At 45.9% G+C, this 18,065-nt stretch carries 11 protein-coding genes, 1 tRNA gene and 2 rRNA genes (1 of these 14 only partly in view); all 14 read left to right on the top strand.

Features of this window, described 5'->3' with window-relative positions; translation table 11 throughout:
- The first annotated feature begins 8 nt into the window (after positions 1-8).
- Entirely contained in the window at positions 9-3,527 is a 3,519-nt protein-coding gene (mfd, locus tag IGK14_RS15325; RefSeq protein WP_010748996.1) for a transcription-repair coupling factor, read from the top strand.
- Positions 3,528-3,542: 15 nt separating this feature from the next.
- The gene (locus tag IGK14_RS15320) at positions 3,543-5,174 is read left to right on the top strand and encodes a polysaccharide biosynthesis protein (protein WP_010748997.1); all 1,632 of its coding nucleotides are present in this window, start codon (positions 3,543-3,545) and stop codon (positions 5,172-5,174) included.
- Positions 5,161-5,427 (top strand): RNA-binding S4 domain-containing protein, encoded by a 267-nt coding sequence (locus IGK14_RS15315; protein ID WP_005230745.1) that lies wholly within the window; start codon positions 5,161-5,163, stop codon positions 5,425-5,427. The genes IGK14_RS15320 and IGK14_RS15315 overlap by 14 nt, the downstream gene beginning before the upstream one ends.
- A gap of 83 nt (positions 5,428-5,510) precedes the next feature.
- Positions 5,511-5,957, top strand: a complete 447-nt coding sequence (locus IGK14_RS15310; protein ID WP_005230746.1) for an FtsB family cell division protein — start codon at positions 5,511-5,513, stop codon at positions 5,955-5,957.
- Positions 5,958-6,031: 74 nt separating this feature from the next.
- On the top strand, positions 6,032-6,475 hold the full coding sequence (locus tag IGK14_RS15305; RefSeq protein ID WP_010748998.1) for a S1 domain-containing RNA-binding protein: 444 nt from the start codon (positions 6,032-6,034) through the stop codon (positions 6,473-6,475).
- A gap of 100 nt (positions 6,476-6,575) precedes the next feature.
- Positions 6,576-7,976 carry a tRNA lysidine(34) synthetase TilS gene (gene tilS / locus IGK14_RS15300; protein WP_010748999.1) on the top strand — a complete coding sequence of 467 codons (1,401 nt, stop codon included), beginning with the start codon at positions 6,576-6,578 and terminating at the stop codon, positions 7,974-7,976.
- A 19-nt stretch (positions 7,977-7,995) separates the two neighbouring features.
- The gene (hpt, locus tag IGK14_RS15295) at positions 7,996-8,541 is read left to right on the top strand and encodes a hypoxanthine phosphoribosyltransferase (RefSeq protein WP_005230750.1); all 546 of its coding nucleotides are present in this window, start codon (positions 7,996-7,998) and stop codon (positions 8,539-8,541) included.
- 73 nt (positions 8,542-8,614) lie between these two features.
- Positions 8,615-10,723: an ATP-dependent zinc metalloprotease FtsH gene (gene ftsH, locus IGK14_RS15290; RefSeq protein ID WP_010749000.1), complete on the top strand. Its 2,109-nt coding sequence runs from the start codon at positions 8,615-8,617 to the stop codon at positions 10,721-10,723.
- 142 nt (positions 10,724-10,865) lie between these two features.
- Positions 10,866-11,747: an Hsp33 family molecular chaperone HslO gene (gene hslO, locus IGK14_RS15285; RefSeq protein WP_010749001.1), complete on the top strand. Its 882-nt coding sequence runs from the start codon at positions 10,866-10,868 to the stop codon at positions 11,745-11,747.
- A complete protein-coding gene (gene dusB / locus IGK14_RS15280) occupies positions 11,748-12,761 on the top strand; it encodes a tRNA dihydrouridine synthase DusB (RefSeq protein ID WP_005230757.1) in 1,014 nt (337 codons plus the stop codon).
- Between the two features lie 96 nt (positions 12,762-12,857).
- Positions 12,858-14,351, top strand: coding sequence for a lysine--tRNA ligase (gene lysS, locus IGK14_RS15275; RefSeq protein ID WP_005230758.1), 1,494 nt, complete (start codon positions 12,858-12,860; stop codon positions 14,349-14,351).
- 660 nt (positions 14,352-15,011) lie between these two features.
- Positions 15,012-16,571 (top strand): 16S ribosomal RNA (locus IGK14_RS15270).
- A gap of 76 nt (positions 16,572-16,647) precedes the next feature.
- Positions 16,648-16,720: transfer RNA gene (locus IGK14_RS15265), tRNA-Ala, on the top strand.
- A gap of 179 nt (positions 16,721-16,899) precedes the next feature.
- A 23S ribosomal RNA gene (locus tag IGK14_RS15260) occupies positions 16,900-18,065 on the top strand; it runs 1,749 nt beyond the window's last position.
- Together the 16S and 23S rRNA genes with 1 tRNA gene alongside form the textbook arrangement of a ribosomal RNA operon.

Below are 18,065 nucleotides of genomic sequence, written 5' to 3'. Positions count from 1 at the left end.
GGGCCGAGATGGATTTAATTGAATTAATAAATAAAGTGCCGACAGTGGCGGCTTGGCATACAGGTTTACGTGAACAGGCCCCCCGGCAATTACTGACCGGTCTAGCTGGATCGGCAAAAACATTAGCGATCACTGGTGTGTATCAGGCATTTCAAAAACAAGTGATCGTCGTGACCCCAAATCTCTATTATACAAATCAACTAGCCGAAGATCTGCGCAATGTGACGGAAGATGTCTATGTTTTTCCAGTGGATGAAGTGTTGTCAGCCGAAATGGCTTTTTCTTCACCAGAAGCCAGAGAAGAACGCGTGGCAGCGCTGAATGCTGTTTCTCAAGGGAAAACGGGGATCTATGTGTTGCCGGTAGCGGCTTTGCGAAAGTATTTGCCTGAAAAGAAAACCTGGTTAGCCAATCAATTTCAATGGCAGATCGGCGATGAGATCGATTTAGAGCGTTTGCCGCAACAATTGATCTTGATGGGTTACGAACGTCAGTCAATGATTGGCAAACCTGGCGAATTCAGTATTCGTGGGAGCATCCTCGATATTTATCCATTAAACGCCGAATATCCCGTACGGATCGAGTTATTCGATGTAGAAATCGACTCGATGCGTTCTTTCAACGTGGAAACGCAACGCTCAGTGGAAACGCTGCAGCAAGTGGCTATTTTACCCACTACCGAATTGGTTTTCTCAGCGGAAGATTTAGCTGCGGGGCAAAAGCAGCTGCAAGAATTATTGAACAAACGGTTGGCAGTCACCAAAGAAGCAACCGATCGCGCCTTTTTAGAAGATTATTTTGGCCAGTTGGCTTCTCAATGGCAAGCAGGGATTCCTGGTGAAAGTGCCCGTTATTACACGGATTTACTGTATCGTCAGCAAACGAGTGTCTTAGATTATTTTTCTGAAGATGCCTTTTTGATGATCGATGATTATGCTCGGATCATGGAGACCAATCGTGAGATCGAACGGGAAGAGGCGGAGTGGCATACCCAAAAATTAGCGGAGCTGCGAGTCTTTTCTGAACAGCAATTCGGGATCGATGTCCATCAGCTGCTGCAAAAAGAAACCTTTGTGACCAGCTTCTTTTCTTTATTCCAAAAAGGAATGGGGAACATTCGCTTCCAAGCGATCCATCAATTCCAATACCGGCCGATGCAGCAGTTTTTCAGCCAAATGGGTCTCTTGAAAGTTGAAATCGATCGCTGGGAGAAGCAGCAGCAGACGGTGATTTTTCTGGTCAGTGACCAAGAGCGGGCCAAGAAGTTAGAGCAAGATCTGCGAGATCATGATATCTATGCCGTGCAGACGCAACAAGATCGCCTGTTTACAGGACGCACCCAAATCGTGGTGGAACGTTTGCAAAGCGGCTTTGAAATGCCGCAAGACAAGCTAGTGGTGGTTACGGAAAAAGAAATTTTCCAAAAGATGAACAAAAAAAGAGCCCGCAGGCAAAATGTCACCAATGCGGAACGGCTCAAAAGCTACAATGAGTTAAAAGCGGGCGATTATGTCGTCCATGCGAATCATGGGATCGGGAAGTACATCGGCATGGAAACCTTAGAAGTCGATGGCGTCCACCAAGATTACATGACGATCTTGTACCAAAACGAAGACAAGCTCTTTATTCCAGTCACCCAACTGAATTTGATTCAAAAATATGTGGCTTCCGAATCGAAAACACCGAAAATCAATAAATTAGGTGGCAGCGAGTGGGCGAAGACCAAGCGCAAAGTGACGGCTAAAATTGAAGACATTGCAGATGATTTGATTTTATTGTATGCCAAACGCGAATCAGAAAAAGGCTATGCCTTTCAACCAGACGATGCCTATCAAAAAGAGTTTGAAGATGCCTTTCCGTATTCGGAAACCGATGATCAGCTGCGCAGTACGGCAGAGATCAAGCGGGATATGGAAAAAGAAAAGCCGATGGACCGCTTGTTAGTCGGGGATGTCGGTTTTGGGAAAACAGAAGTGGCGCTGCGGGCTGCTTTTAAAGCGATCAAAGAAAGCAAACAAGTGGCTTTCTTAGTACCGACAACGATCTTGGCGCAGCAGCACTATGAAACGATGGTCGATCGTTTTGAAGGATTCCCCGTCAATGTTGGGGTACTGAGTCGTTTTCGGACGAAAAAACAGCAGAATGAAACGATCGAGCAAGTGCGCAAAGGGCAAGTCGATATTTTGGTGGGGACCCACCGATTATTGTCAAAAGATGTCGAGTTTGCTGATTTGGGCTTATTGGTGATCGATGAAGAACAACGGTTTGGGGTCAAACACAAAGAGCGCTTGAAACAACTGCGTTCGCAAGTCGATGTGTTGACGTTGACGGCAACGCCGATCCCACGAACATTGCATATGTCGATGCTGGGGGTACGGGACCTATCTGTGATCGAAACACCACCAGAAAATCGTTACCCGATCCAAACCTATGTGATGGAGATGAATCCAGGAGCAGTGCGAGAAGCGATCCAACGGGAGATGGCACGGGGAGGTCAAGTGTTTTATCTCTATAATCGTGTCGATACGATCGAGCGAAAAGTCGAAGAACTGCAGGCGTTAGTGCCAGACGCACGAATCGCGTATGCCCACGGGCAAATGACCGAGATTCAATTGGAAAATACCCTGTTTGACTTTATTGAAGGGCAATACGATGTGTTGGTGACGACGACGATCATTGAAACCGGTGTGGATATTCCCAATGCCAATACGTTGTTTGTGGAAAATGCCGATTACATGGGGCTTTCGACGTTGTATCAGCTGCGCGGCCGTGTCGGTCGGAGCAATCGGGTCGCCTATGCGTATTTCATGTACGAACAGCAAAAAGTGTTGAATGAAGTCAGTGAAAAACGGCTGCAAGCCATTAAGGACTTTACCGAGTTGGGGTCAGGTTTCAAAATCGCGATGCGAGATCTTTCGATTCGTGGAGCGGGTAATCTATTGGGGGCGCAGCAGCACGGCTTTATCGATGCAGTCGGGTTTGACATGTACTCGCAAATGCTGTCTGAAGCAGTCACTCGGAAACAAGGGAAAAATACCCAAACAGAAAAAACGACCGTCGAGATCGATCTGGGGATCGATGCCTACTTACCGACTTCGTATATTGAAGACGAACGGCAAAAAATCGAGATCTACAAACGAATTCGTGAGCTGGAATCCCAAGAAGCAGTTGATGAACTTCAAGATGATCTGTTAGACCGTTTCGGTGAATACCCTGTAGAAGTGGCGCATCTCTTAACGGTGGGCGAGATCAAGATGAACGGCGATCGTGCCTTGTTAGAAACTATCCGTAAGCAGCAGCAGACGGTGTCGTTTATTTTGAGTAAAGTCGGCACGAAAAATTATTCGGTGGAGCAGCTGTTTGAAGCATTGAAAGCTACTAAATTAAAAGCCACGATGGGTGTCGATCATGAGCAAATGACCATCAAATTACAGATTCCGCCAGTGATGAAGGAAAGCACCTGGCTATTAGAAATCCAAGATTTTGTCAAAGCGTTACGGGAACAAAAATACGCCAGCCAAGGCTAGAAAGGAACCAGAGGGATGCCGAAATCACAATTGAAGCGTACGATGGAAGGGGCGTTTATTTTAACGATCGCTTCCTTTATCGCAAAAATCTTAAGTGCCGTTTATCGGGTCCCTTTTCAGAACCTGGTAGGGGACGAAGGGTTTTATGTGTATCAACAAGTCTATCCGATTTATGGATTGGCGATGACGTTAGCGTTGTCAGGGTTGCCACAGTTTATCTCCCGCATCGTCGCTGAAGAACCCGATCCTTTGAAAAGCAAGGAACGGCTGCAAGCGTTGACGCCTTTCGTGCTTTGGTCTGCGATCAGTTTATGGGCGGTGACCTTTTTATTTGCTGGTCCGATCGCGCAAGTGATGGGGGACCACCAACTGGCGGGCTTGATTCGAGTCGTTTCTTTTACCTTCTTATTTGTCCCGCCTTTGACCTTTTATCGAGGAATGTTTCAAGGGAATTTGCAAATGGTGCCGACAGCAGTTTCCCAAGTCGTAGAGCAGCTGCTTAGAGTTGGTGTGATTTTAGGTGCTGCGGCAGCTTTCCAGCAATTGGGCTGGACGATTTATCAAACGGGGACTGTCGCCATGATGGGTGCCTTAGTCGGGGGCCTTGCGGCGTGGTGGATCTTAAGTTATTATAGCCGACAAATCAACGGCAAACGCTTATCGCTATGGCATAAACCAGTCACCAGTACAGGAGAAAATCCCGCTGGTTTATCCGCCTCGTTGAAGAAACGGTTCTTCTTAGAAGGCGGTCTGTTGACGATTTATAGCGGCTATTTGATCTTGTTCCAGTTAGCGGATTCGTTTTTATTGACCAATGCGCTAGAAGCGGGGGGGATGACGGCACAAGCAGCCCGAATTTCAAAAGGGATCTATGATCGCGGACAACCCCTCGTCCAACTAGGTCTTGTGGTGGCGATGGCGTTAAGCTCGACGTTTTTGCCAACGTTGACCAAGTATTTGACGGTAAAAAATCAGCAGCTGTTTGAAAAGTCGGCAAAAATGTATTTGCGCCTAACGATCGGGATTGCTTCGGCTTCTGCCGTGGGCTTAGCGATTTTGCTGCCTTATATTAACTTTGCCTTATTCAAAGACGGTTCTGGCAATGCGGCGCTGGTATTGTTTGTCTTTTCTATCGCTCTGATGGCGACGATCCAAGCCTATCAAAGCATTCAACAAAGTCGCAATACCTATACCTTCGGCTTGCTCGCTGCGGGGATCGGTCTTTTGATCAAATGTCTATCGATGTGGCCGCTGACTGCTTCGTATGGGACTGCAGGAGCGAGTATCAGTACACTGTTGGGGTTAGGCGCGACCTTATGCTGTTTTGTGGTTTCCGAACAGCGTCGAGCACAAAGCAGCATCAATCACTTTTGGCATGAAGGAAATTATGGAAAAAAACTATTTATTTGTTTAGGGATCATGGCAAGCGTGCTATTCTTATATTATAGCTTCGTTGCGATCTTATTGAACGGTCCTTTGACCCATCGACTACAGGCACTGCTTTTTTGCCTAGGCGGTGTCGGTCTGGGAGGCGCAGCCTTTATCGGGGCAGCGATCAAAATCAAATTGTTAACGATTCGCGAATGGCTGTTAGTTCCATTTGGAAAGAAACTATTAAGAAGAGGTGAAAAACATGAGATTAGATAAATTTCTTAAAATCTCCCGTATCATCAAGCGTCGCTCTGTGGCCAAAGAAGTGGCAGACAAGGGACGCATTCAGATCAACGGCAAATTAGCCAAGTCAAGCAGTGACGTCAAAGTAGGCGATACCATGCGTATTCAATTCGGGAATAAGGTCTTGGAAGTAAAAGTCAATGAATTGCATGAATCGACGAAAAAAGAAGACGCTGCAAAAATGTATGAGATCGTTTCAGAGGAAAGAATCTCAGAAAATGCTTGATTTTTACGGCATTTTCAGTTAGACAAGCTTTGCGGATGTTGGTATAATGTAAAAAACAAAGACAGCGACGGGAGCGAGTTCAGGTGGCAAAAGAATCAAATAAAAAAATAGAACTATTGCAGACCGATTATGCGAAAGAGCAATTTGCCAAGTTTGAAAAAGAGCGGCGACAAGTCGTGTTTCGCCGACGTCGGCTGGTGGCGTTTTTCGTGGCGGCATTAGCGATATTTGCAATCGTAGGGATTCAAATGTTCAACGATCAAATGCGCCTGCAAAAGCTAAAGGAATATAAGGCGGAAACAGTCGCCGAACAAAAAGAGGCAGAACAAAAGGTGGCTTCACTGGAGCGAGACGTTGCCTTGCTGCAAGACGATGAGTATGTGGCAAAATTGGCCCGCAGCCGATTCTTCTACTCAAAAGATGGCGAAAAAATCTATCCAGTCTTGCCAGACGGGACGGATTCTCAAAACACCAATGAGCGTTCTTCGCAAAGCGGACAAGAATCATCATCCACAGAGTCACAAGATTAAGCAATGTCATACCTACTCAGCGCAGTAGTTTGAATTATTTTAAATGGGTAAAAATTAGGAGGAACATTTTTTATATGTCAATCGAAGTTGGAGCGAAACTAAAGGGCAAAGTGTCTGGTATTACAAATTTTGGTGCGTTCATTGATCTTGGTGAAGGGAAAACTGGTTTGGTGCATATCAGTGAAGTATCAAACGGATTCGTCAAAGACATTCACGACGTGTTGTCTGTTGGGGATGAAGTGACAGTACTTGTTACGGCAATCGGCAACGATGGAAAAATCGGCCTATCGATCCGCAAAGCAGAAGATAAACCGGAAGAAAAACGTGAATACCCGAAAAAAGAATTCAATCGACCAAATCCGAAAAAATCTTTTTCACGCAATCAAAATACGAATGTAAATAAACAAGACTTCGATTCATTGATGAGTTCTTTTCTAAAAGATAGTGATGATCGTCTTTCGTCATTACGTCGAAATACAGAAGGAAAACGCGGTGGCCGCGGCGGACGCCGTAACTAAACATGAATAGCAAGTTGGAAAAAGCTGGAACAAAACTGTTGGTTCGTTTTGTTTCAGCTTTCTTTCTTGTGGGTCTACCAAATGAAAAGGAGGTCAAACGATGGTCATTCAAACCGTTCGAGGGCAACTCACTGCCATCGATCCTGATAAAAACCGCCGCTTTTTGCTGGCGGTATCGACGGGCGTCGATTCGATGGTCTTGTTGCAGAGCTTTTGTCAGTTGTTTCCTGAAATGCAAAAAGAGCCATGTTTTGGTGTGGCACATGTGAACCATCAATTGCGTCCAGCATCTGCCAAGGAAGCGGCTTTTTTACGGCAGTACTGCCAAGAACGCGGCATTCCTTTTTATGAACGGTGTTGGGAAAATCCGCCAGAAACCGGCGTAGAAGCTAGCGCTCGAAACTTTCGCTATACATTTTTTGCCGACGTCATGTCTCAAGAAGGCTATGATGTTTTGCTGACTGCTCACCACAGTGATGACCAAGTAGAAACGATGTTGATGAAGATGATGCGAGAAGGGCGCTTGCGATCGGCTGGCGGGATGAAACAGCAGCAGCCTTTTCACACAGGGATCTTGTTGCGTCCACTGCTTACTGTCAGCAAGGCAGCGATTTACGACTATGCGCAAGCACAGCAGATTCCCTACTTTGAAGACGAAAGCAATCACGAACCGCTGTATTTGCGAAACCGACTACGCCAGCAAGTAGTGCCAGCCTTAAAAGCGGAAAATCCGCAGCTGCTGCCGCATTTTCAACAGCTTTCTGAAGAAGTACAGTTCGCCAATCAGCTGATCCAACAAGAGCAGCAGCAATGGTTGTCTGCATTCGTTCAACAGCAAGCTGCTCGCTTAGTGATCGATCTGCAACAGCTGCCGACGTTTTCGCCAGCGCAACGCTATTTTTTCTATGCGGGTTTTTTACAGCAAGCAGAGGCTTTCACGAAGCAGCCCCTCAATCAAAAACAGCTGTCGCAGTTATTGCGTCTGCTGGATGAAAAGAAAGGGCAATGGCAATTGGCGTTGCACAAACAGTGGCAGCTGCGGCGCAGTTATGACCAATTGTTATTGGAACCTGTTACTGTTCCCCAAAAGCCTGCAGCGCCGTTGACAGAAGTTAGTCAGCGACTGGTTTTAGGGGAGGGGATCTATCTTTCTGAAAAGGAATGGATTGGGTATTTTCCGATAAATGAACAGCATATTCCCAAAAAAATCACAAATTGGTCAGAGTTTTCCCAAGATTTACCGCTAAACTATTCCTCTGAGCTGGTGGTGCGTAAGCGCCAGCCGGGAGACCGAATCCGCTTGGCTCGTGGTCTGACCAAAAAGATCAGTCGTTTTTTTATCGATTCAAAAATTCCTAATGAAGTGCGAGAAAAAAGTTGGGTCGTCACAAACCTTGAAAAAGAGGTGATTGCCTTACTACCTCATACATTTTCCTATTTGAGTATTGCGCCAGAAACTGATAAAATACACTACATACTTCTTTATAAATATCAGAAGTAAGAGTTGGAAGGAGAACTTTATGCTAGATAAAGATATTGAGAAAATTTTGATTTCCCGTGACGAAATCAAAAATCGTTGTGTGGAACTTGGTCAAGAATTAACGGCGGCTTATGCGGATAAAAATCCTCTAGTCGTAGGTGTGCTGAAAGGTGCCGTTCCTTTCATGGCAGACATCGTCCGTGAGATGGATTGTTACTTGGAGTTAGACTTCATGGATGTCTCAAGTTATGGCAATGCCATGATTTCATCTGGAGAAGTCAAGATCATCAAAGATTTAGATACAAATGTTGAGGGCCGTGATCTCTTGATCGTTGAAGACATCATTGACAGCGGTCGCACATTGGCTTATCTGGTGGATCTATTCAAATACCGTAAAGCGAAATCAGTGAAAATCGTAACGTTATTAGATAAGCCAGAAGGTCGTGTCGTTGAGATCGATGCAGATTATGTCGGCTTCGATGTGCCAAATGAGTTTGTTGTTGGATATGGACTGGACTATGCAGAGCAATATCGAAACTTACCTTACGTTGGCGTCTTAAAACCTAGTGTTTATCAGTCAAATTAGTGACTGTTCTAAATCAATTGTGATACAATTAAATGGTCAGGATTGATAAAACAAAATAGCCAGGGAGGTACGCATGAATAAGAAAAATAACGGTATGGTAAAAAATACCTTATATTATGTACTTGTCTTGTTGGCGATGGTCATGGTCGTATATTTCATTTTTGGAAATGGCAATCAGCAGACCCCAACGATCGAGTACTCCACGTTTACAGAGCAACTGAAAGACGGGAAGATCAAACAGTTTACTGTTCAACCCGCTAACGGTGTGTATCGAATCGTGGGTGAATACAATGAAGAACAAACCGTCAGCAATGACAACAGCTTGTCTGTTTTAGGCAATACACAGGCGAGTTCGACCCGCTTTTCAACGATCATTTTACCAAATGATTCTACATTGAGCGAAGTCACTAGTTTGGCCTCGGCAGAAGGGGTCAAAACTACCATCGAAGAAGAATCCAACAGCGGCATTTGGTTATCGCTTTTGGTTAGTTTCTTACCACTTGTGATCATCATTTTCTTCTTCTACATGATGATGAGCCAACAAGGTGGCGGCGGTGGCGGTGGCGGCCGTGTGATGAACTTTGGCAAATCAAAAGCCAAAGAAGCGGATAAAAAAGCCAACCGCGTACGTTTTTCAGACGTAGCCGGCGCAGAAGAAGAAAAACAAGAGCTTGTCGAAGTCGTGGAATTCTTGAAAGATCCTCGACGTTTCGTTGAATTAGGTGCTCGTATCCCAGCAGGTGTCTTACTTGAGGGACCTCCGGGAACCGGGAAAACGTTACTAGCCAAAGCCGTTGCTGGTGAGGCTGGCGTACCGTTTTACTCGATCTCTGGTTCAGATTTCGTTGAAATGTTTGTCGGTGTCGGTGCAAGCCGGGTACGTGACTTATTTGAAACAGCGAAGAAAAATGCACCAGCCATCATCTTTATTGATGAAATCGATGCCGTCGGTCGCCAACGTGGTGCCGGTATGGGTGGCGGGCATGATGAACGGGAACAAACATTGAACCAATTATTGGTTGAGATGGATGGTTTTGATGGGAATGAAGGCGTGATCGTCATTGCCGCAACGAACCGTTCGGATGTTCTAGATCCAGCGTTGCTGCGTCCAGGTCGTTTTGACCGTCAGATTTTGGTTGGTCGTCCAGACGTGAAAGGTCGTGAAGCGATCCTCCGTGTCCATGCCCGCAACAAACCATTATCAGATGATGTTGATTTGAAAGTTGTTGCCCAACAAACACCAGGCTTTGCCGGTGCGGATCTGGAAAACGTCTTGAACGAAGCGGCATTAGTTGCTGCTCGTCGTAACAAGAAAAAAATCGATGCTTCAGATATCGATGAAGCAGAAGACCGCGTGATCGCTGGTCCTGCGAAGAAAGATCGGGTCATCAACAAACGCGAACGTGAAATGGTTGCTTACCATGAAGCAGGACATACCATTGTTGGGTTAGTCTTGAGTCGTGCCCGTGTGGTACACAAAGTAACGATCATTCCTCGGGGACGTGCGGGTGGTTACATGATCGCCTTGCCGAAAGAAGATCAATTCTTGATGACCAAAGAAGATATGTTTGAACAAATCGTTGGGTTGCTTGGTGGACGTACGGCTGAAGAAATCATCTTCGGGGTACAATCAACAGGTGCTTCCAATGACTTTGAACAAGCAACTGCGCTTGCAAGAAGCATGGTGACAGAATATGGAATGAGCGACAAATTAGGTCCAGTTCAATATGAAGGAAACCATCAAGTCTTTGTCGGTCGTGATTATGGTCAAACAAAAGCTTACTCTGAACAAGTTGCCTTTGAAATCGATCAAGAAGTTCGCAAGATTTTAATGGATGCTCATCAAAAAGCCCATGAAATCATTGAAGAACACCGTGCACAGCACAAATTGATCGCTGAAAAACTGCTTGAACATGAAACATTAGATGCCAAAGCAATCAAATCCTTGTTTGAAGAAGGCAAAATGCCTGAAGGAACCGAAAGCTCTGAGTATCCTAGTGAAAAAGCTCAAACGTTTGAAGAAGCGAAACGTGCGCTGGAAGAAAAAGATGCAGAGAAGCAAGCTGCAGAAAAACACAGCGAAGATGCACCATCAAACGATTTTGATCAACAATTGGAAGATGTTCGCCGCAATAGCGAAAGCCAACCGACTGATCAAGAAAACAAAGATGATAACGCCTAAAATAAGACGTATCAAGGCACCGAGGAAACTCGGTGCCTTTTTGTTTCTATTTAAGAAGACTTTCCTTAAATTCAAACACATTCAGTTGAAAAAAGCGGCGCTTCCTAGTATGATTCATTAATGAATAAAAAGGAGAATCAAGATGAAGGATTATTTAGTAAAAGCACTAGCATATGACGGCTTCGTCCGAGCATACGCCGTATCGGCAACAGAAACGATCGCCGAAGCACAACGACGCCATGAAACATGGAATACGGCATCCGCTGCTTTAGGGCGAGCGATGGTGGGAAGTTTGTTATTAGGCAGTACCTTAAAAGGGGAAGACAAATTGACCGTCAAAATCCAAGGAAATGGTCCTGCTGGGGCAATCGTCGTAGACAGCAATGGTCGTGGGGACGTAAAAGGATACATAAAAAATCCGCAGATCAGTCTGCCGTTGAACCCTCAAGGAAAATTGGATGTTCAGGGCGCAGTGGGTGACCAAGGGATCTTTACCGTGATCAAAGACTTAGGGCTAAAAGAACCCTTCTCTGGACAAACACCGATCGTCTCTGGGGAGCTTGGGGAAGACTTTACTTATTATTTAGCAGTGTCAGAACAGATTCCTTCTGCTGTTGGTCTAAGTGTATTAGTAGAAACCGATGATTCGATTCGGGCAGCCGGCGGTTTTATGCTACAGATCATGCCTGGTGCCAGTGAAGAAATCATTGATGCCATCGAAAAACGTTTGGGAGAATTGCCTCGAGTATCAACCTTGATCGATGAAGGCCAATCACCAGAAGAGATCTTAGCGACATTGTTGCCAGATACGACGATCGAAGTACTAGAAAAAATGCCCGTCCAGTTCCATTGTGATTGCACGAAAGAAAAATTTGCGACAGCGATCATCACCTTAGGGGCTGACGAGATCCAAGCGATGATCGATGAAGACCACGGGGCAGAGGCAGTCTGCTCATTTTGTGGCAACAAGTATCATTTTGATGAAACGGAATTGGCGGCATTGAAGAAAGAGGCGGAAGCGTAAGTGAAAGATAGACAGACATGGCAGATCGGCTCGGTTGAGATTCCTAACCGCGTCGTCGTTGCGCCAATGGCAGGGATCACCAATTCTGCATTTCGTGTGACAGTCAAAGAATTTGGCGCGGGTTTAGTCGTCTGTGAAATGATTAGTGACCGAGGGATTCAACTGCGTAATAAGAAGACCCTTGAGATGCTGTTTATTGACGAGACGGAGCATCCTCTTAGTATTCAGATTTTTGGTGGGAATAAAGCATCTTTGGTAGAAGCAGCGCAATTTGTCGCAGAGAACACAACTGCCGATATCATTGATATCAACATGGGGTGTCCTGTAAACAAAATCATCAAAGCAGAAGCTGGTGCGAAGTGGCTTTTAGATCCCGACAAGGTTTATGAAATGGTCCATGCTGTTTCCAGTGCGATCGACAAGCCCGTTACCGTCAAAATGCGGATCGGTTGGGATGAGCAGCACGTCTTTGCGGTTGAGAATGCCCAAGCCGCAGAAGCAGCGGGTGCCGCAGCGATCGGTATGCATGGCAGAACCCGTGTACAGATGTATGAAGGATCGGCTGATTGGGACGTGTTGAAACAAGTGAAGCAAAGTATCACGATTCCCTTTATGGGCAACGGCGATGTCAAAACCCCTGAAGATGCCAAACGAATGTTGGAAGAAGTCGGTGCAGATGCAGTGATGATCGGACGGGCAGCGTTAGGCAATCCGTGGATGATCCACCGCACCAAGCAATACTTGGAGACAGGCGAGTTATTGCCGGAACCAACACCACGAGAAAAAATTTCGACAGCGAAACTTCATTTAGAACGGTTGGCTGATCTAAAAGGGGAAAAAATCGCTTCGCGAGAATTTCGTCAACATGCTGCGTACTACTTAAAAGGTATTTCGCGGGCAGCCAAAGTCAAAGCGGCAATCAACCAAGCGGAAGATAAGCAGACGATTTTTGATTTATTAGATGCATTTGTGGAAAAGACCGAAAAACAGCCGCTAGCAACTCTTAAGGAATAAGAAACAAATCAAGTCGATTCGAAAGTTCGGCTTGATTTTTTGTGTCATCATTGGCATTATAAGAAGGAAACCCAAGTTAAGAATGGAGGAAAACTCGTGACAGAGGAACGACAAACACAAGAAGAATTGAATGATCAAATGTTGGTTCGCCGTGAAAAGATGGAAAAACTACGGGAAGAAGGCATTGATCCTTTTGGCAAGCGATTCGAACGCACCCATAATTCTGCCGAGTTACATGAGTTATTTGATCAAAGAACCAAAGAAGAATTAGCCGAAATGAATCTTTCAGCAAGCATTGCAGGAAGAATCGTTACAAAACGTGGAAAAGGGAAGGCTGGTTTTGCGCATTTACAAGACCGCGAAGGCCGTATTCAAATATATGTACGTAAAGACCAAGTAGGGGATGAACCTTACGAAGTATTCAAACACGCAGACTTAGGTGATTTCTTCGGCGTATCTGGCGAGATCATGAAGACCGATACCGGCGAAGTGACCATCAAAGCCAAAGAAATCGTGATCTTATCAAAAGCATTGCGTCCATTGCCTGATAAATACCATGGCTTGACGAACGTAGAACAACGCTACCGTCAACGTTACTTGGATTTGATCAGTAATAAAGAAAGCTTTGATCGTTTCATGAAACGAAGCCAAATCATCAGCGAAATTCGTCGTTACCTTGACGGTCATGGGTATATCGAAGTCGAAACGCCAGTATTGCATAATCAAGCGGGTGGTGCAGCGGCTCGTCCCTTCATTACCCACCACAATGCCTTAGACATGGATCTGTATTTACGGATCGCTCTTGAGCTTCACTTAAAACGATTGATCGTGGGCGGCATGGAAAAAGTTTATGAGATCGGCCGCGTTTTCCGAAATGAAGGAATCGATACGACCCATAACCCTGAGTTTACGATGCTAGAAGCGTATACGGCATATACAGATTTTAAAGATGTGATGGATCTAACCGAAGGCATTATCCGTAATGCTGCTGAAAAAGTCTTGCATACAGCAACGATCCAATACGATGGACAAGAAGTCGATCTAGCTAGCGATTTTGCACGAATCCATATGGTCGATGCAATCAAAAATCAAACAGGTGTGGATTTCTGGCAACCAATGTCCGTTGAAGAAGCCCGCAGCTTAGCGAAAGAACATCATGTTGAAATCACTGATGCCATGACTGTTGGCCATATCATCAATGAATTCTTTGAGACATTTGTTGAAGAAACGTTACAGCAGCCAACCTTTGTCTTCGGTCATCCAGTGGAAGTTTCGCCATTAGCGAAAAAGAATCCAGAAGATGAACGCTTTACCGACCGCTTTGAATTATTTATCGTTGGTCGTGAATTTGCGAATGCCTTCACGGAACTAAATGATCCAATCGATCAAAGAGAACGTTTTGAAGGGCAAGAAAAAGAGCGCGAAGCAGGAAATGATGAAGCCCATGGGGTGGATGAAGATTTCTTAGAAGCACTTGAATACGGTATGCCGCCAACTGGTGGATTAGGGATCGGGATCGATCGCTTAGTGATGCTGTTGACAGATGCGCAATCGATTCGCGACGTTTTATTATTCCCAACAATGAGATAAAAAAACTCCGTCCACTCGCAAGAGATGGGCGGCTTTTTTTCTTGTCTGCTGGATCAGGGAGAAAAACAGCGAGGAATTAGAGGGGAAAACGCCACGATAGTTGCCAGAAAACGGATTAAATGCGAACGATAAAAGCTGGATCCAATGCGATTAGACGGGTTTGTAAAAATTGAAAAAAGCCATAGAAAATGATTGACCGCAAGGGATTTAGTTGGTATATTATTACATGTGCCAAATGACTAAATGAATTCCTAAAAAGAATTGAAAAAAGTAGTTGACGCACAGCTCGACAGATGATATTATAACGAAGTCGCAATTTTAAAATAGTTAATTGATGTTGATACATCAACAAAATTAATTGCAAAAAGTTGTTGACAAATAACAAATCATTTGTTATTCTAATTAAGTCGCTGAGACAGCCGCTACGAAGTTGAAAAACAACGAGCGAAAAAACTTTTAAAAAAGAGTTGACAATTAAATGCCACCCTGATATAATATAAAAGTTGCTAACACAGCACGGTAGACCTTTGAAAACTGAACAAAGCAAGCAAACGAACCAATGTGTAGGACGTTTCAATTTATTGGAACAAATACATGCAAGCAATAGCTAGCAAAGTTAATTTTTATGAGCTTAATGACCGTATGGTCATTCAAACAAATCATTATGAGAGTTTGATCCTGGCTCAGGACGAACGCTGGCGGCGTGCCTAATACATGCAAGTCGAACGCTTTTTCTTTCACCGGAGCTTGCTCCACCGAAAGAAAAAGAGTGGCGAACGGGTGAGTAACACGTGGGTAACCTGCCCATCAGAAGGGGATAACACTTGGAAACAGGTGCTAATACCGTATAACACTATTTTCCGCATGGAAGAAAGTTGAAAGGCGCTTTTGCGTCACTGATGGATGGACCCGCGGTGCATTAGCTAGTTGGTGAGGTAACGGCTCACCAAGGCAACGATGCATAGCCGACCTGAGAGGGTGATCGGCCACACTGGGACTGAGACACGGCCCAGACTCCTACGGGAGGCAGCAGTAGGGAATCTTCGGCAATGGACGAAAGTCTGACCGAGCAACGCCGCGTGAGTGAAGAAGGTTTTCGGATCGTAAAACTCTGTTGTTAGAGAAGAACAAGGATGAGAGTAAAATGTTCATCCCTTGACGGTATCTAACCAGAAAGCCACGGCTAACTACGTGCCAGCAGCCGCGGTAATACGTAGGTGGCAAGCGTTGTCCGGATTTATTGGGCGTAAAGCGAGCGCAGGCGGTTTCTTAAGTCTGATGTGAAAGCCCCCGGCTCAACCGGGGAGGGTCATTGGAAACTGGGAGACTTGAGTGCAGAAGAGGAGAGTGGAATTCCATGTGTAGCGGTGAAATGCGTAGATATATGGAGGAACACCAGTGGCGAAGGCGGCTCTCTGGTCTGTAACTGACGCTGAGGCTCGAAAGCGTGGGGAGCGAACAGGATTAGATACCCTGGTAGTCCACGCCGTAAACGATGAGTGCTAAGTGTTGGAGGGTTTCCGCCCTTCAGTGCTGCAGCAAACGCATTAAGCACTCCGCCTGGGGAGTACGACCGCAAGGTTGAAACTCAAAGGAATTGACGGGGGCCCGCACAAGCGGTGGAGCATGTGGTTTAATTCGAAGCAACGCGAAGAACCTTACCAGGTCTTGACATCCTTTGACCACTCTAGAGATAGAGCTTCCCCTTCGGGGGCAAAGTGACAGGTGGTGCATGGTTGTCGTCAGCTCGTGTCGTGAGATGTTGGGTTAAGTCCCGCAACGAGCGCAACCCTTATTGTTAGTTGCCATCATTTAGTTGGGCACTCTAGCGAGACTGCCGGTGACAAACCGGAGGAAGGTGGGGATGACGTCAAATCATCATGCCCCTTATGACCTGGGCTACACACGTGCTACAATGGGAAGTACAACGAGTTGCGAAGTCGCGAGGCTAAGCTAATCTCTTAAAGCTTCTCTCAGTTCGGATTGTAGGCTGCAACTCGCCTACATGAAGCCGGAATCGCTAGTAATCGCGGATCAGCACGCCGCGGTGAATACGTTCCCGGGCCTTGTACACACCGCCCGTCACACCACGAGAGTTTGTAACACCCGAAGTCGGTGAGGTAACCTTTTTGGAGCCAGCCGCCTAAGGTGGGATAGATGATTGGGGTGAAGTCGTAACAAGGTAGCCGTATCGGAAGGTGCGGCTGGATCACCTCCTTTCTAAGGAATATTTCGGAAGACTACACATCGTTTGCCTTTGTTCAGTTTTGAGAGGTCTACTCTCAAGTAAATACCCGGGGCCTTAGCTCAGCTGGGAGAGCGCCTGCTTTGCACGCAGGAGGTCAGCGGTTCGATCCCGCTAGGCTCCATTAACGACAATGGTCGTTATGCTTTGTTCATTGAAAACTGGATATCGAAGAAATAATCAAAACAAGTAACACACACCGAGTTGAAATGTTAAAAGAGTTTTTTAATAAGTTCAACGCTTATTTTCTTGAGCAACCTTCTATCGCTAGAAGAAGTACTCAAAACCGACCGTAAGGTCAAAGGTTAAGTGAATAAGGGCGCACGGTGGATGCCTTGGCACTAGGAGCCGATGAAGGACGGGACTAACACCGATATGCTTTGGGGAGCTGTAAGTAAGCTATGATCCAGAGATTTCCGAATGGGGGAACCCAGCATCTTTTATAGGATGTTACGTCTGCGTGAATACATAGCGCAGTCGAGGTAGACGCAGAGAACTGAAACATCTAAGTACCTGCAGGAAGAGAAAGAAAATTCGATTCCCTGAGTAGCGGCGAGCGAAACGGGAAAAGCCCAAACCAACAAGCTTGCTTGTTGGGGTTGTAGGACTCCGATATGGTAGTCTATTCAGATAGTCGAAATACTTGGAAAAGTATGTCAAAGAGGGTAAAAACCCCGTAGGCGAAATTTGGATAACACCTAGGAGGATCCTGAGTACGGCGGAACACGAGGAATTCCGTCGGAATCCGGGAGGACCATCTCCCAAGGCTAAATACTCCCTAGTGACCGATAGTGAACCAGTACCGTGAGGGAAAGGTGAAAAGCACCCCGGAAGGGGAGTGAAATAGATCCTGAAACCGTGTGCCTACAACAAGTTAGAGCCCGTTAATGGGTGATAGCGTGCCTTTTGTAGAATGAACCGGCGAGTTACGATAGCATGCGAGGTTAAGTTGAAGAGACGGAGCCGTAGCGAAAGCGAGTCTGAATAGGGCGAATGAGTATGTTGTCGTAGACCCGAAACCATGTGATCTACCCATGTCCAGGTTGAAGGTGCGGTAAAACGCACTGGAGGACCGAACCCACGTACGTTGAAAAGTGCGGGGATGAGGTGTGGGTAGCGGAGAAATTCCAAACGAACTTGGAGATAGCTGGTTCTCTCCGAAATAGCTTTAGGGCTAGCCTCGGAATTGAGAATGATGGAGGTAGAGCACTGTTTGGACTAGGGGCCCATCTCGGGTTACCGAATTCAGATAAACTCCGAATGCCATTCATTCATATCCGGGAGTCAGACTGTGAGTGATAAGATCCATAGTCGAAAGGGAAACAGCCCAGACCACCAGCTAAGGTCCCCAAATAACTATTAAGTGGAAAAGGATGTGGGGTTGCACAGACAACTAGGATGTTGGCTTAGAAGCAGCCACCATTTAAAGAGTGCGTAATAGCTCACTAGTCGAGTGACCCTGCGCCGAA

This window comes from Enterococcus sp. DIV0970a, assembly GCF_051711265.1.
GTDB classification, from domain to species: domain Bacteria; phylum Bacillota; class Bacilli; order Lactobacillales; family Enterococcaceae; genus Enterococcus_D; species Enterococcus_D casseliflavus.
The sequence above is the reverse complement of the archived record's forward strand: the minus strand, read 5'-3'. Positions and strand labels throughout refer to the sequence as shown.